The sequence below is a fragment of the Clostridium sp. CX1 genome (genome assembly GCF_025398335.1).
In the GTDB taxonomy this organism is placed as follows: Bacteria; Bacillota; Clostridia; order Clostridiales; family Clostridiaceae; genus Clostridium_AM; species Clostridium_AM tanneri.
Map to the genome: position 1 here is coordinate 279906 of NZ_JAODOO010000004.1, position 16496 is coordinate 296401.

At 32.0% G+C, this 16496-nt stretch carries 16 protein-coding genes and 1 pseudogene; all 17 read right to left on the reverse strand.

All coding sequences use genetic code 11. The features are described from left to right. Window positions 1–68: 68 nt before the first annotated feature. The gene (locus tag N4T77_RS06480) at window positions 69–710 is read right to left on the reverse strand and encodes a helix-turn-helix transcriptional regulator (protein WP_261670937.1); all 642 of its coding nucleotides are present in this window, start codon (window positions 708–710) and stop codon (window positions 69–71) included. 412 nt (window positions 711–1122) lie between these two features. Beyond that, complete coding sequence (locus N4T77_RS06485) at window positions 1123–1746, reverse strand: DUF4342 domain-containing protein (protein ID WP_261670938.1); 624 nt, start codon at window positions 1744–1746, stop codon at window positions 1123–1125. A 111-nt stretch (window positions 1747–1857) separates the two neighbouring features. After that, a complete protein-coding gene (recO, locus tag N4T77_RS06490) occupies window positions 1858–2637 on the reverse strand; it encodes a DNA repair protein RecO (RefSeq protein WP_261670991.1) in 780 nt (259 codons plus the stop codon). 103 nt (window positions 2638–2740) lie between these two features. Continuing rightward, a complete protein-coding gene (gene era / locus N4T77_RS06495; protein ID WP_261670939.1) occupies window positions 2741–3622 on the reverse strand; it encodes a GTPase Era in 882 nt (293 codons plus the stop codon). A gap of 135 nt (window positions 3623–3757) precedes the next feature. Then, window positions 3758–4456 carry a diacylglycerol kinase gene (locus N4T77_RS06500; protein ID WP_261670940.1) on the reverse strand — a complete coding sequence of 233 codons (699 nt, stop codon included), beginning with the start codon at window positions 4454–4456 and terminating at the stop codon, window positions 3758–3760. Window positions 4457–4564: 108 nt separating this feature from the next. After that, the gene (gene ybeY, locus N4T77_RS06505; protein ID WP_261670941.1) at window positions 4565–5065 is read right to left on the reverse strand and encodes an rRNA maturation RNase YbeY; all 501 of its coding nucleotides are present in this window, start codon (window positions 5063–5065) and stop codon (window positions 4565–4567) included. A 16-nt stretch (window positions 5066–5081) separates the two neighbouring features. Continuing rightward, window positions 5082–7163, reverse strand: coding sequence for an HD family phosphohydrolase (locus N4T77_RS06510; protein WP_261670942.1), 2082 nt, complete (start codon window positions 7161–7163; stop codon window positions 5082–5084). A gap of 52 nt (window positions 7164–7215) precedes the next feature. Beyond that, window positions 7216–8406, reverse strand: coding sequence for a sporulation protein YqfD (yqfD, locus tag N4T77_RS06515; RefSeq protein ID WP_261670943.1), 1191 nt, complete (start codon window positions 8404–8406; stop codon window positions 7216–7218). Next, window positions 8399–8689, reverse strand: coding sequence for a sporulation protein YqfC (yqfC, locus tag N4T77_RS06520; RefSeq protein ID WP_261670944.1), 291 nt, complete (start codon window positions 8687–8689; stop codon window positions 8399–8401). Before yqfC ends, yqfD begins: the two co-directional genes overlap by 8 nt. 91 nt (window positions 8690–8780) lie before the next feature. Further along, window positions 8781–9203, reverse strand: a pseudogene (locus tag N4T77_RS06525) (GatB/YqeY domain-containing protein); the annotation flags it as partial. A gap of 50 nt (window positions 9204–9253) precedes the next feature. After that, complete coding sequence (rpsU, locus tag N4T77_RS06530; RefSeq protein WP_066618478.1) at window positions 9254–9430, reverse strand: 30S ribosomal protein S21; 177 nt, start codon at window positions 9428–9430, stop codon at window positions 9254–9256. Between the two features lie 124 nt (window positions 9431–9554). Then, a complete protein-coding gene (locus N4T77_RS06535) occupies window positions 9555–9899 on the reverse strand; it encodes a histidine triad nucleotide-binding protein (RefSeq protein WP_261670945.1) in 345 nt (114 codons plus the stop codon). Window positions 9900–10066: 167 nt separating this feature from the next. Next, complete coding sequence (mtaB, locus tag N4T77_RS06540; protein ID WP_261670946.1) at window positions 10067–11368, reverse strand: tRNA (N(6)-L-threonylcarbamoyladenosine(37)-C(2))-methylthiotransferase MtaB; 1302 nt, start codon at window positions 11366–11368, stop codon at window positions 10067–10069. Next, complete coding sequence (locus N4T77_RS06545; protein ID WP_261670947.1) at window positions 11368–12120, reverse strand: 16S rRNA (uracil(1498)-N(3))-methyltransferase; 753 nt, start codon at window positions 12118–12120, stop codon at window positions 11368–11370. Before N4T77_RS06545 ends, mtaB begins: the two co-directional genes overlap by 1 nt. Window positions 12121–12151: 31 nt before the next feature. After that, window positions 12152–13087 carry a 50S ribosomal protein L11 methyltransferase gene (gene prmA, locus N4T77_RS06550; protein ID WP_261670948.1) on the reverse strand — a complete coding sequence of 312 codons (936 nt, stop codon included), beginning with the start codon at window positions 13085–13087 and terminating at the stop codon, window positions 12152–12154. Window positions 13088–13224: 137 nt separating this feature from the next. Then, window positions 13225–14367 carry a molecular chaperone DnaJ gene (gene dnaJ / locus N4T77_RS06555; RefSeq protein WP_261670949.1) on the reverse strand — a complete coding sequence of 381 codons (1143 nt, stop codon included), beginning with the start codon at window positions 14365–14367 and terminating at the stop codon, window positions 13225–13227. 231 nt (window positions 14368–14598) lie between these two features. After that, window positions 14599–16452: a molecular chaperone DnaK gene (gene dnaK, locus N4T77_RS06560; protein WP_261670950.1), complete on the reverse strand. Its 1854-nt coding sequence runs from the start codon at window positions 16450–16452 to the stop codon at window positions 14599–14601. Between the last annotated feature and the right edge of the window lie 44 nt (window positions 16453–16496).

A 16496-nucleotide genomic window follows, 5' to 3' on the forward strand; every position in this document is an offset into this window, starting at 1 on the left:
AGAAACATCCCCTTTTTAATTCTCCTTGATTTTATTTATGTTAACGGATATTTATCCGCTCACCTAAACTAACTATTTTCCCCCATCTTTACAAATAATCTTGTAATATTAGTCTTTGATACTTTACCTATAATTTTTAAGGACTCTTTGCTACCATCATATACTTTTTCTACTACTGGAAGACTATCAACTTCGTGTTCCATAATTCTTTGTGCAGCCAGGTATGCAGCGTCTTCTTTTTCTACAAATATTATATTAGGCATTCTAGTCATTATTATGCCTACTGGTACTTTATGCATATCAGTTCCACCCATAGCCATCTTTAAAAAGTCTTTTCTTGAAACAGCTCCAGTAAGTACACCATTGTTTTCTATAAAAAGTGTTCCTACATCATTTAGAAATAAATGCACTATTGCATCATATACTGTAGTGTTTTCATCTACCATTATCGGCTTAGACATTATATCTTTTACTTTAATGTTTCTAATATAGTCATGTATTAAGCTGTAAGAGGGTCTTTGAGAATACACATACCCAACCTTTGGTTTCGCCTCTAAAATTGCCGTCATAGTAAGTATTGCTAAATCCGGCCTCAATGCAGCTCTTGTAACATTTAATTTTGCAGCCAATTGCTCACTTGTTATTGGCTCAAATTCCTTTACTAATTTAATGATTTGCTCTTGTCTTGGTGATAGTTTAATGATGTTCACCCTCCCTCTTTATCTATAGTTAAGGATATATTAAAATCCAATTTAACAATTAGTATAACATTTATTATATCAGTTTATCTTTGCAATAACACTATATATTTATCAATAGTATAGCATTTTTCTACTATGTTGCTGAAACCTTAAATCTAGTAAACACATTGCGGAATGTAATAGAGCATATATAAACTTTTGAATTTTATCGTTATCTTATTATTATTATTCATACCAACTGCTTAACTATATCTCTAATTATTCTCTATTAATATATTTTATTTTAAATATTTATAATTATGTTACTTGCTTAAATTTTTAAATGCATCATATAAATCCTTAATATATAGTTATATCTACATAAGGAGAAAAGCCAGCAATTTAAATAACATATGCTGACTTTAAAAATAATTTTTCAATTTTATTTCTTATCATCAAAATTCTTATCTTCATAAGTTTCATTTTCACTATCTATGTCCTCAAATTTCACGGTATATTGGTAAGTATTTTGCTCTTCCTTATTATCTGATTTACCTGCAAATTTATCTTTAACAGTAGATGCTGCATCAAATACTTTATCTTTTACATCCTTTACCGTTTCTTTAACATCTTCCATAGTATCTTTTACTCCACTTTTGATAACTTTGTTCACTATCTCTACTGTTCCATCATCCTTAGTAATCTCAATTGTTACTTTAGTAACTACAGCAGTTAAAATTCCTATGGCAATTAGAGGAGGCCATACTAAAAGTGTAAGTGTTGCAGCTATTCCAGCGTTTACAGGGATATCCACCACAACTTTATCATCTTTTTTTATTCTTATTCTATTAATGTTTCCCTTTTTAACCAAGTCTTTTAACCAGTTTAAAAAATCATCCTTAGAAGTATAAATGTTATCCATAGTTGACTGTTGATTCTTCTCAATGTATATTAACGCATCAACTACATTGCCCTCGCAAGCTTCTAACGCTTCTTTTGCTTCAGTATAACTGACACCAGTTCTTTCCCTGACAACATCAATTTTTTCTAATGTAATTTCACCCATTACTTTCACTCCTTCTTAATAGTGTTAAGCTTTTTTATAATCAATATCCTGCAATTTTAATAAACTATACTTAAATCATTAAAATATAGGCATTAATACCTCATACACAGTTTACCTTTTGTCTTCACTAAATTTTGTTAAGTAGCTGAGTGTGTCTAAACTTCTAGGCTTTCTAAAGTAACTTTGCTCAATAAATAAAGATAAAACTTTGTAAAGTTCTTTTTTTGTTTCTTCTGACAAGTTAACTCTATATACATTTTCTAAAGAAATTTTGGATAGATATTTAAGTGTATTATATGTCGCATAGTTTATGTATATACCATTAACTCTTTCACACTGATCACAAATTCCTCCTATATACTGCAGACTTATATAGTTGGAAGAATTCATCTTTTTTCTGCAACTACTGCAGTAATCTAAATTAAACCCATAACCTGTAGATTGCAATACCTTTATTTCAAAAGCACGAGCTAAGGTTTCTATGTCTACTACATTATCTTTCATTAAATAAAAAGCAGTAACTAAATATCTAAAAAGCTCTCTATTGCTTTCTTCATCCTGCATAGATATATCCACTAGTTCACAGAAATAAGATGCATAGGTTAACAAATCTAAGTCACTCATTAAATCTTGAAAAGAGTGGATTACTGAACTTTCATTTATGGTATAAAGGCTTTTTCCTCTATATACTACATAGTCTGCATAACAAAATTGTAATGTGGCAGAAAATAGATTGCTTCTATTTTTTTTAGCACCTCTAGCAATGGTAGATATCTTTCCTAACTTTTCGCTAAAAAGCCAAAGAAGTTTGTCTGATTCCTTTATATCCTGAGTTTTGATTACTACAGCTCTTGTTTTGAATGTAGACAGAAAAACACCTCCAGTAAAAATTAGGAATAGGTAAAAAGCTCATCGTTGTACATTCCTAATTATATATAGTATGCCCCAATCCTAGTATATGTTTCTACCAATTTTCTTATAAAACTCACAAAGCTTACTTATATCCAAGTTCCTTTAAAAGACTAGGACTATCTCTCCACTCTTTCTTAACTTTAACCCAAAGTTCTAGATATACCTTAGAGTTTAAGAATTTTTCAATATCTTGTCGTGCATAGGTAGATATTTTCTTAAGCATAGTTCCATTTTTGCCTATTATTATTCCTTTATGTGAGTCTTTTTCGCATAAAAGAGTAGCGTCAATATGATAAATATTTTTTTCATCTTTTTTCATTGATATAATTTCTACAGCAATACCATGAGGAACTTCTTGTGATAACAATCTAAGCGCTTTCTCTCTTATGGTTTCCGATATGATAAATCTTTCCTGTTGGTCTGTAATCATATCTTCAGGATAGTATTTTGGGCCTTCTGGCATATACTTGACCATAAGTTTCTTCAGTTCTTCAACATTTTTTCCATTAAGAGCAGATATAGGTATAATTTCAGCAAAGTTAAATACCTCTGAATAGTTCTTAAGAGTTTCCGCTACTTTATCTGCGGAATTTTCATCAATTTTATTTAGAACTAAAACAACTGGAACGTCGCTTTCCTTAAGCTGTTCTAGAATATACATATCTCCTTTTCCTACTTCTACTTCTGGAGTAGTTAGAAACAGTACTAAGTCCACTTCTTTAATTGATTCTTGGGCAACTTTCACCATATATTCACCAAGTCTGTGTTTTGGCTTATGAATTCCTGGAGTGTCCACAAATACTAACTGATAATCTTCTTCTGTTAATATGGTCTGTATATTATTTCTTGTAGTCTGTGGCTTACAAGATACAATAGATAACTTTTCTCCCATTATTCCATTTAATAATGTTGACTTTCCAACGTTTGGTCTTCCTATAATTGTCACAAATCCTGATTTAAACATAAATTCTCTCCTTACTTTTGTAAATCTTTTTGGTAAAATTCTTCTATAAGTATTTTTACCTATTACACAATAATTATATCTTCAGCTATGTAAATAAATTATAGCACTATTTACATGTATTTCAATGATTTTATTTTAACCAAATATTCTGAACAAAAGTGCTGTAATCAACGTTCCAAATACTCCGCCCACAATAACTTCCAGTATTGAGTGCACTTCTGAATCGACCCTGCTCTGCGCTACAATAAATGCAAGCAAATAGCTCAACATAACTACAGTAAGCTGACCAGTACTTAAGGCTATAGTAGTGGCTATAGAAAAGGCTATTGCACTATGGCCACTGGGCATTCCTCCTTTAAGAGGTGTTCCTTCTCCAAAGATTGCTTTAACTACTATAGTGGTTATAGTTACAATAGCTAATATAATAAATATTGTATACGGATCTGTAGTCTTTACTTTTTTTATAAGTATAAAGTTTATATACTTTAACTTATCCCAAAATATTATATAACCAACAACTACTGCATTCACAGCAGTTACCAGTACTCCGCCTGCTGCTACGTTTTTTGCTAATTTTACAAGTGGATGATAATAATTAGTAGTTGCATCTACAGCAAATTCTATAGCTGTATTCATAAGTTCTGCCATAATAACCATACTTATAGTTATCGTTATTGATAGGATTTCTCCCTTATTTAAATCGTAAAAAAAACACCCAGTTAAAACAAGCAGAGCTGCAATCATATGTATTCTCATATTCCTCTGAGTTCTAACTGCGTATATAATTCCTTCTATAGCATGATTGAAGCTATCAAGTAGCTTTTTTACCTTCAATATAATCACCACTCTTTTTTCTAATTGACAATGGACAATTAACAATTGTAATTGTCCATTTCTAGTAGTCCTATTGTGCTAGAACTAACAACCAAACCATACGCCAGCCTATCTGATCAAACTAAATTTCTCCAATATTTCTTCTTCTCTTTTTCTCATAATAACCTTCTCTTCTTCTTCCATGTGATCATATCCTAAAAGATGAAGAACAGAATGCACTGTTAGGTATGCTGCTTCTCTTAAAAAGGAGTGACCAAATTCTATACTTTGCTCCTCTGCTTTTTCCAGGGATAGCACAATATCTCCCAATACTAAACTACCTTCATCTAAGTCTATTTCGGTAAATTTGTAACCTAAATAGGCTTCCTTAAATACTTTTCCCTTAGGATAATCAAGCATTGGGAAAGAAAGTACATCAGTAACCCTATCCATATTTCTATTTTCTTTATTTATATCCTTAATATCATTGTTGTCAACAAAAATAACACTAACCTCATAGTCTATAGTTACTTCTTCTTCTCTTAACGCATGTTCTATTACGTTTCTTATAGTATTTTCCAACTCATCAGTTACTTCTATTTTATTTTGTCTATTGTCTATAAAAATCATTCCTATGTCCTCCAAACTAACCTTTAAGCTTACTTACACTCTTATCTTCAGGATACTCTATTCTTTGATGATAAATTCCAGTTAAAACCTTCAAGAAGGACTCTCTTATTTTGTTTAAATCCTTTAAAGTTAAGTCACAGTTATCAAGTTGTCCCTCATTAAGTCTATCCTTTATTATATTATTTACCATTTCCTCAATTTTACCCTTTGTAGGTTCATTTATTGACCTAACTGCAGCTTCAACGCTATCAGCTAACATTATTATACCAGCTTCTTTTGTCTCTGGTATAGGTCCTGGATATCTAAAATCCTCTTCCTTTACGTCTTCAGGTCTTTCGCTAGAGTTCTTCATTGTTATATAAAAATACTTCACAAGAGAAGTACCATGATGCTGCTGTATTATATCTTGTATAGCCTTTGGAATCTTATATTCCTTTGCCAGTTCAACACCATCTTTAACATGTGATGTTATTATTAAAGTACTTAAATTTGCAGTTATTTTATTATGTGGATTTTCTTTTCCTAACTGGTTTTCTTTAAAAAAGTATGGTCGTTTTATTTTTCCTACATCGTGATAATATGCTGAAACTCTAGCTAGTACTGGATTCCCTCCTACTGTTTCTGCCGCTACCTCTGCTAAATTTCCAACTAGAATACTATGATGATAACTTCCAGGAGCCTCCATTAATAATCTTTTTAGCAGCGGGTGATTAGGATTAGATAACTCAAGAAGCTTTATAGTTGTTACTATATCAAAGGTGCTCTCGAAAAATGGCAGCAATCCTATAGTAACTACTCCTGATATTATACTAGCAATACCCATAAATAAGGTTTTCCTAGCCACATCAGCTATGTTGCTGCTTAATAAAAATCCTAAAGAAAAAGTTAGCAATATATTGATAGCCAGTATATACAGTGAAGAGTATAAAATATCATTTCTTTGCTGCATCTTTTTTAAAATAATGGAACCAACTACTGCATTGGCTATAGCTAGTATAGTTATTTCAATGTTAAATTCCACTGCAGCACTTATTAAAATACAATTTAATACACTTGTAGTTAAAGATACCTTATGATTTACTAAAAGCGTAAAAGTCATTGGTACGCAGGCTAAAGGAATTAAGAATGGCGAAACCATTGAAAGAGATCTTGCTATAAGTATAGCTATACAGTTCAGTATATTAATCATTATCATTTTATTTGTATCATCATATATGTCTTTGTGATATTTAGAAATATAAAACCACTGTAGAAACATCACTAAAATTATTAAGATACTTAAACAAATATATATATACCATTGGAAATGAGAATTATTGTTTAGTAATCCTATATCCTTTAAAAGCTCTACCTGATATTTGGTGACTGGTTCCCCTTCCTTTATAATTATTTGGTCTTTTTTAATCATTACATTAGGAACCTTACGCATGGCTTCTTTCTTTAACTCCTCTGTTTTTTCCTTATCATAGAAAAAATTTGGTGTTATAAGTGCATAGGCCATGGTAGAAGATATTTCCTTGAGGTTTTTTGCAAGTTTTGAACCGTTGACTTTTAGCAATATACTCTCCTGCACACGTTTAATATCTTCTTGGTTATCCTTTTGACTATTGTCACTTATATTATTGTTATCATAAATATCGGACATGGTTTTAGTTAAAAAATCTTGAACTGTTCTTTGTTCGTCTTTACTTAACTTTATAAGTGTTGAATAATCATCATCAGATATATTAATTTCACTATTAGATTTTAAACTTGAAATTTTAGTTTTCTCTTCTGCTATGTCATCTACTTCAGATAGCTTTGAAAAGAAAGAATTTATTTTATTCACTGTTTCTGTTTTAATCTCAGGTTTTTTATTGTATTGAATAGGTACAGAATCAATTGCCTGTTGAATTCTAGCCTCTGTAGATAACTCATCCTTCACTTCTCTAGGTGCCTTTATGTCAACCCTTGCAATGTCTCCTTCTTTCAGGCTATACTTCTTTGTTACCAGTGAAGTTACAAGTACAGAGTATATAAAAATAAAAGTAAATATAAAAATCAATACTCTATTAGTTTTTTCTCCCATAAATAGTTTCCTTAGAGATAGTTTCTTCATCATAACCACCTTTTATCTATTCTTGTATGTTTTGTCTATAGTAGACTTTCCTTTATTGTTGTTTTTCTTCCTGTTTCTGTCCATCCTGCTGCTGTTGAATTTGTTCTGGTGAGATAGGTTCCGCTAAAACTACATTTTCTTCTGCTACAACCAATACTCTAACTTTATATGTGTCACCAGCTTCATAATTTACTATTTTATCTATAATTTTAACAGACTTATCTAGGTTTGAACATATTTTTAAATAAAGCTCTTCTGCTACAGCATCAACTACCTCCTTTGGATTTCTATTAGTAGTAGTTTCTTTTATTTCATAGTAGCTTTCTTTTTTTATAAAAAGCTTATTGTCTTCTATTTTATCATATTTATCAAACTTATTATCAGATTTTTTTAAATATAATTTTTTACCGTTAATATCTATATAGATATTATCTACTTTCTTCCCTGTTTTCTCTCTTTTGACCTCATTAATTTTTACGCTTTTAATTTCCTCATAAAAGGTTCTGCAGAATACATCCCCCACGGCATGAACAGCATAAGTCTCACCTTCGCGGCCCTGTTCTCCCTTTACGAGAATTTGTCCTTTTTTGATTATGTCACCCTTTTTTACTACTGAGGTTCCTGACTGGGTGTATACTCTTACAACCTCCCCATCTCGTTTAGCAACTAGGTTGCATGGACTATTCTCTGATACAACATTAGGAGGCGATTGTCTTTCTGCCACTGATATCTTAAGTTTAGCCCCTTCAACTCTTGCCTTAACCCACATTATATTTTCATTATTTTTTATTAGCTTTTCTTCTATATCATAAACATTTATGTTACTCCTGTTAATTCCTGGTTTTATTCCATAAGAATTTAGCTGCTGCCTTATTTCATATGGAGGTAAATTTTGATCGGAAACTATCTCAATGGTCCAAATAAAAGTTGATAAATAATATATTATTCCTATAAATAGTATTATTCCAACTACAAAGGCCCATCTTCTTTTTAGCTTTATCAAAAAGAAGGCCAATCCTTTCCTATCTAATATTACAACCTTTGTTTTTGTTCTATGGGCTATTTCTTCTATCTTTTCATAATCCTTTAGGCTTATTTCCATAGTCATAGTAGTAATACTCTTCTTTTTAATATTTTTTATTTGAACACCATTTTTCCACATTAGATTAACAAATTTCTCAGGTATAAGGGATTGAATTTCTATAGTAATTACTCCATTTTTATATTTATGAAAATTAAACATAACTATTTCCCTCGTAAACTATAGATTTAAATTTCCCTCCTATTGCTATGGTACTGCCACCCATAAACAATATTTCAAATTTCCCTCCATATATTGAAATCAATCCAATCCCTGAGTTTATCTTAACCTGATTCTCACCAAAGAGAACAACCCCTCTATGATTTTCTATTATTATTTCATTATCACCGGTCACTGTGATCTGGGGCATATTCAAAATTATATCTCTAGGTAAATCTAACTTGTTTACAATTTTCTGTTTTGTCCTATATAATCTACCCTTCACTCTACCACCTCTAAAAATACTTTCATACTAATTTATGAAGAATAAATGTAATAAATGACAAAATAAAAAAGGTTGAGATAATCTCAACCTTTTATTTATTTAAATATTGTTTTACAATTTGATTAACAAGTCTGCCATCAGTTCTTCCCTTTGCTTTAGGAATAACTGCTGCTATAACTTTACCCATTTGTTTCATGCTACTTGCACCCAATTCTTTAACTGCCTGACGAACAATTTCGGAAATTTCCTCTTTGCTTAACTGCTGAGGAAGGTAACCTAACAAGATCTTGATTTCAGCATTCGCCTCATCTATTAAATCCTGCCTATTTCCTTTTTCGAATTCTAATATAGCCTCACGTCTTTGCTTGACTTCCCTAGCTAGAACTTCATAAACTTGTTCATCGTCAAGTTGCTTTCCGTCAGTTTTCTCAACCAACAAAACAGCCGCTTTAGCCATGCTTATTGTGTTAGCTTTAAACTTACTTTTAGCCTCTAAGGCCTGTTTCCAGTCTTCTTAAAGTAGTTCTTAAGAGACATTATATAGTATCTTTTTTCAAAAATATCCTATTTAAACTTTCTCTTTCTTGCAGCTTCAGATTTCTTTTTTCTCTTTACGCTTGGTTTTTCATAGTGTTCTCTTTTTCTAACTTCTGAAAGAACACCAGCTCTAGCACATTTTCTCTTAAATCTTCTTAATGCACTTTCTATTGTTTCATTTTCTCCAACTCTTATTTCTGACATATTTATCCCTCCCTCCGCTAGCTCAATTTAATTTTAAAAAATTAAACGCAGCATATCTGGGTCGCATAGCACATTGTTTATTATACAACATATACTGAGAGACTGTCAACAATTTCATTTCATATTAGCCTGGAGGCCACTGAAGTGTTCTACCACCTAATATATGAAAGTGAATGTGATGAACTGTCTGTCCTCCATCCTCTCCACAATTTGAAACTATTCTGTAACCACTTTTATCTATACCTAATTTTTTAGCAAGCTCCTTAGCCACTATGTATATATGGGCTATTATCTTGGAATCTTCTTCTGTAAGTTCATTAAGGTTACTAATATGCTTTTTAGGTATTATCAAAACGTGCTGTGGAGCAGCAGGACTTATATCTCTAAAACTTAATACCATCTCATCTTCATAAACTTTATCAGATGGTATATCCCCTTTTATTATCTTGCAAAATATACAATCTTCCATGAATTTCACCTGCCTTTCTTTTTAAAATTTTTTTTATAATATATAGTTTTTTATAACTATCAAAATAATACCTTATTTGAATCTAATTATTCAACAAAAACTTAAAATATCCTTCTATAAACAATCAACTATGTAATGAACTTTTTTTTACTTATTGTTATATTTAATTATAATATAATACCTTCAATAAGTTCTCCTTTAATTTCCTTAAGCTTTGTCTTTACAATACGTTCTTCTACATTCTCATTACACTTAGAAATTACTTTGATATAGTTAGGTGTATATCCCTCATAAACGTCTTCTAAATTATTATGTCTTTGTTCATACAGTACATCCATAGTTTCCCCTATAAACTTATTCATAAACTCTCTTTCTAAGTTTTTATCAAGTTCGATAAGCTTGCTACTTCTTTCATCTTTAACCTTGCCATCTACTACATTTTTCATTTCAGCTGCTTTTGTACCCTTTCTAGGGCTATACTTAAATACATGCATCTTAGATAACTTTACTTCCTTTAAGAACTCATAGGTACAATTAAATTCCTCTTCTGTTTCTCCTGGAAAGCCTGTGATGATATCTGTAGTTATTGATACATCTTTTATATTTACTCTTAAATCCTCTACTATTTTTTTATACTCCCCAGTGGTATATCTTCTATTCATTCTCTTTAGCGTTTCGTCGCAGCCACTTTGAAGAGAAAGGTGAAAATGAGGACATAATTTTTTAAGTGAGCTAATTCTTTCGATTACCCCTTCAGTAAAAAATGTAGGGTCTATAGAACCTATTCTTACTCTTTCTATACCATCAATTTTATCAATTTCCTCTAGTATACTTACTAGGCTAACATCCGCGCTTAAATCAACTCCATAGGATGCTATATGTATTCCTGATAGTATTATTTCCTTGAAATTATGAGATGCTAGTTCCTTAACTTCACTTATAATCTTTTCTGGTGCTTTGCTGCACACAGCTCCTCTAGCAAAAGGAATCGCACAATAGGAACAAAATCTATTGCATCCATCTTGAATTTTAATAAATGCCCTTGTTCTTTCTTGATATTCATCTATTATTAAATCTTCAAATACGTTATCTCTAAGTACATCATTAACTTCAACTACCTGTTCTCTTTCTTCTCTTACTCTATTAACCCAGTATACTATGTCACCTTTGTTTTTAGTCCCTAGTACTACGTCAACGCCTTCAATCTTAGCTACTTCCTCTGGAGCAATTTGCGAATAACATCCTACTGCTGCAATTACAGCATCTTCATTTAATCTTCTTGCTCTATTTATCATCTGTCTAGATTTTTTATCACTCATATTGGTTACAGTACAGGTATTTATAACATAAACATCTGCATACTCTTCAAAAGGCACTAATTTGTAGCCTTCTTTTATAAACTTTTCGGTCATAGCTTCAGTTTCATACTGATTAACTCTACAGCCTAAAGTAGTAAAAGCAACTTTCATTAAACTATTCCTCCTAAATCTCCTAGTTCATACAGAATTAATGACACGCAAGTAAATCCAGCAGTTTCCGTTCTAAGTATTCTCGGTCCAAGAGTTACTATGTGTGAGCCTAATTCCTTCAACAAATTTATTTCTGTTTCTTCAAATCCACCTTCTGGTCCAATTATTACAGCAACTTTTTTAACATTATTCTTATCTATAGATTTAGCTAAATTTTTAATTCCATAGCCTTCTTGATTTTCATAAGGAACTACTACCAAATCCATCTCCTTTAAAAACTCTAGTAGTTTTTCAAATTCTAAGGGAGTATTTACTTTAGGTATTAGACTCCTTTTTGATTGTTTGCAAGCCTCTAATACTATTCTGTTCCATCTATCTAATTTTTTAAACTCTCCAAGTTCGCTTTTAACTACAACTCTTTCAGTAATTATAGGCGTTACTTCCTTTACTCCAAGCTCCGTGGCCTTTTGAACAATTAAATCCATTTTACTTGACTTAGGAAGCCCCTGAAAGAGATAAATCTCTATTGGGCTTTCATTGTTTAACTCTAGCCTTTCTAGACATCTTACAATAACTTGCTTCTTATTTATCTCTTCTATTTCTCCTAAAAACTCTTCACCGCTGCAATTATTTATACTAACCTTATCACCAGTTTCAAGTCTTAAAACTTTGTATATATGTTTTACATCATCACCTTCTATAACAGCAACGTCACCATCTATACTGCTTTTAGGTACAAAAAATTTATGCATACAAACCACCCTTTGAGAATTAAATTACCAATTACAATCTAGCAACTACACAAACCCATTCTCCATCAACATTTACTTCTTCTATTGTAAATCCTGATTCTTCAAGTTTTCTTACCACATCATCTTTTCTATCTTTTATTATTCCTGATGATATAAAACGGCCTCCAGGAACTATAAAATCTTTAACTCCATCAACTAAAAATATTATTACATCTGCAATGATATTTGCAACAACAATATCTGCCTTTCCTTCCACTACTTCCATAAGGTTACCCTCAAGTACTTTTATGTTATCTATATTATTATATTTAACATTTTCTCCAGCAGATTTTACCGCTACAGGGTCTAAATCAACTCCTATTACTTCCTTTGCTTTAAGCTTTGCAGCAGTTATAGCTAAAATACCTGAACCTGTTCCTATATCGAAGACAGTAGAATCTTCTTTAACATACTTTTCCAAAGCCTTAATACACATTCTAGTAGTTTCATGTGTTCCTGTTCCAAAGGCCATTCCTGGATCAAGCTCTACAATTACTTCCTCTTCTTTAGGCTGATAGTTTTCCCAAATAGGCTTTACTACTACCTTTTCTCCTATTCTAGTTGGTTTATAATACTTTTTCCAATTATTCTCCCAATCCTGTTCATTTACCTTAGTTACAGTAATTAATCCCTTACCTTTATCTATACCAAACTTCTCTAATTCATTAATACTATCTTTTATGTATGCTAAATATTCATTAAGATGCTCATCTTGTTTATAATATCCTTTAATAATAGCTCCATCTTTAACTAATAATAAAGTTTCATCAAAATAATCCCAATCTCCAGGATTCTTCTTTTTAAACTCTATATCTTCAGGGTCCTCTATAGAAACACCTTTTACATTTGTATTATAAAATATTCCTGAAACTGCCTCTACAGCCTCACTGCTAGTTATTACAGCGACCTCAATCCATTCTTTATCCATGCTATACCTCCACTTATATAATTAACAATTATTCATTTTTACTAATAACTCTACTTTATAATTATAGCCTAATACTGTCAATACATATCATTACAAAAAAACTTTGTTTCCCCTAGAAAGAGAAACAAAGTTTTTTCTTATTTTAACTTATCTTTTATCTTATCTATAACAGACTTCTTAGAACCTTCTCCATTTGAATTTTCTCTCTCTAGAGTTTCTCCGCTAGCTTCCATGTACATCATAATAGCTTCTTTTTGCTTAGCATTTAAATTTTTAGGTATATCAACTATTACATTGACATATTGATCTCCTCGTCCATGGCTGTTAACTCTTGGAACACCTTTTCCTTTTAGTCTAAACACAGTTCCTGGTTGAGTTCCTGCTGCAACTTCATACTTAACGTCACCATCTACTGTAGGTACTTTAAGCTCTGTACCTAAGGCAGCCTTTGCAAAGCTTATATGAGCATCTATATATATATCGAAGCCTCTTCTCTTAAAGGTAGGATGAGGTGCTACTCTTATAGACACATATAGGTCTCCTGGAGGGCCTCCCTTTACTCCATGCTCTCCTTGTCCTCTTATAGGAATTACATTTCCAGTATCAACGCCTGCTGGTACATTAATTTTGATTTTTCTCTGTTTTCTAAGCTTTCCTTTTCCTTTACACTCTGGGCAATGATCTGTGATTATAGTTCCCTTACCACCACACTTATCACAAGCACTCATGCTCACGAAGCTTCCAAGTGGAGTATTTCTCTGCACTCTTATTTGACCTGAACCTCCGCATTTATCACAAGTTTTTGGATGGGTACCCTCTTTTGCACCAGTTCCAGAACATTTTTCACAGTTTTCACTTCTAGTTATTGTTATCTGCTTTTCAGTTCCAAATACTGCCTCTTCAAAGGTTAAATTTAAATTATATTCAAGATCATCACCTTTCTGAGGACCGTTTCTTCTGCTGCCTCCTGAGAATCCACCTCCAAAAAAGGAGTCAAATATATCTCCAAAGCCTCCAAATCCTGAAAAATCAAATCCACCGTCAAAACCACCTCCATTAAAATCAGCAGTTCCAAACTGATCATATTGAGCTTTCTTTTGAGGGTCTGAAAGTACCTGATAAGCTTCATTTAATTCTTTAAATTTCTCTTCTGCTTCCTTATCACCAGGGTTTCTATCTGGATGGTATTTTAACGCTGACTTTCTAAAGGCTTTCTTTATTTCTTCATCACTTGCACCCTTTTCAAGTCCAAGTATTTCATAATAATCTTTTTTTGCCATCCTTTTTCACCACCTATTTATATTAATCCTAAATGGACAATTGACTTGGAATTTCCTATCTAGAAAGCACCTATTTCTAAATGCTTTTTTAACATTCACAATTTAATGTCCTTACCACTATTATTTGTTACTTAAATTAAGGGAAGAGTAAAACTCCTCCCTTAATTATTCACAAGTATATATTATACACTGTAATACTAAATTAGTTAATGGTTATTTTTGTAATATAGTTTATTTATCATCTTCAACTTTGTAATCAGCATCAACTACATTGTCATCATTTTTTGTTCCAGCATTTGCTCCACCCATGTTGTTAGGATCAAAGCCTGCTCCAGCTGCTCCTTCTGGGTTCGCTGCTTGATACATCTTTGATGAAACTGCATAGAATGCTTGAGTTAAATCTTCTGTAGCTTTCTTTATAGCTTCTAAATCTTCTCCGTCTTTAACAGCGTTAACAGCTTTTACTTTTTCCTCTATAGTAGCCTTATCTTCAGCTGATACTTTGTCTCCAAGGTCTTTTAAGGTCTTTTCGCTTTGGTATACTATTTGATCAGCATTATTTTTAACTTCTATAGATTCTTTTCTCTTCTTATCTTCTTCAGCAAACTTTTCTGCTTCTTTAACAGCCTTATCTATTTCGTCATCACTTAAGTTAGTAGATGCTGTTATAGTGATATTAGCTTCTTTTCCAGTTCCCTTATCCTTAGCTGAAACGTTAACTATACCATTTGCATCTATATCAAAAGTAACTTCTATTTGAGGAATTCCTCTTGGAGCTGGTGCTATACCTGAAAGAGTAAATCTTCCAAGAGTCTTGTTGTCAGCAGCCATTTGTCTTTCACCTTGAACAACATGTATTTCAACAGATGTTTGACCGTCTGCTGCAGTTGAGAATACCTGACTCTTCTTTGTTGGTATTGTTGTATTTCTTTCAATTAATGGAGTAGCAACTCCCCCTAAAGTTTCTATACCAAGGCTTAATGGAGTAACATCTAGAAGTAATACATCTTTAACATCTCCTGTTAAAACTCCTGCTTGAATAGCTGCTCCTACAGCAACGCATTCATCTGGGTTAACTCCCTTTGAAGGTTCTTTTCCTGTAAATTCTTTAACAGCCTCTTGAACTGCTGGTATTCTTGTAGAACCACCAACAAGTATAATCTTATCTATTTCTTGAATTGAAAGTCCAGCATCCTTTAATGCTTTTCTCATTGGCTCTATTGTTCTCATAACTAAATCATGAGTTAATTCATTAAACTTAGCTCTAGTTAAATTCATGTCTATATGTTTTGGTCCTGTTGCATCAGCTGTTATAAATGGAAGATTTATATTTGTTTGAGTTGATGATGATAACTCAATTTTTGCTTTCTCTGCAGCTTCTTTTAATCTTTGTAGAGCCATCTTATCATTTCTTAAATCTATTCCATATTCAGCTTTAAAAGTATCTGCTATGTGGTTCATTACCTTTTCATCAAAGTCATCTCCACCTAGCTTTGTATCACCATTAGTAGCCTTTACTTCAAATACGCCATCACCTAACTCTAATATTGATACGTCAAAAGTACCACCACCAAGGTCATAAACAAATATTTTTTGGTTAGTATCCATCTTATCAAGTCCATAAGCAAGGGATGCTGCTGTTGGTTCATTTATTATTCTTAGAACTTCAAGTCCTGCAATCTTTCCTGCATCTTTTGTCGCCTGTCTTTGGCTGTCATTGAAGTATGCTGGAACTGTTATTACTGCTTGAGTAACTGTTTCTCCAAGATACGCTTCTGCATCTGCTTTGATTTTTTGAAGTACCATAGCTGATATTTCTTGTGGAGTATAATCTTTTCCATCTATATTTGTTTTATGGTTTGTTCCCATATGTCTTTTTATTGAGATTATTGTTTTATCTGGATTTGTAATCGCCTGTCTTTTAGCAACCTGACCTACTAATCTTTCACCATTTGCTTGGAAAGATACTACTGATGGAGTAGTTCTCGCTCCTTCTGCATTTGGAATTACTACTGGATCTCCACCTTCCATAACTGCTACACAAGAGTTCGTTGTTCCTAAGTCAATACCTATTACTTTTGCCATTATAATTACCTCCTATATTTAAATCACTATATATTTCACTTAAA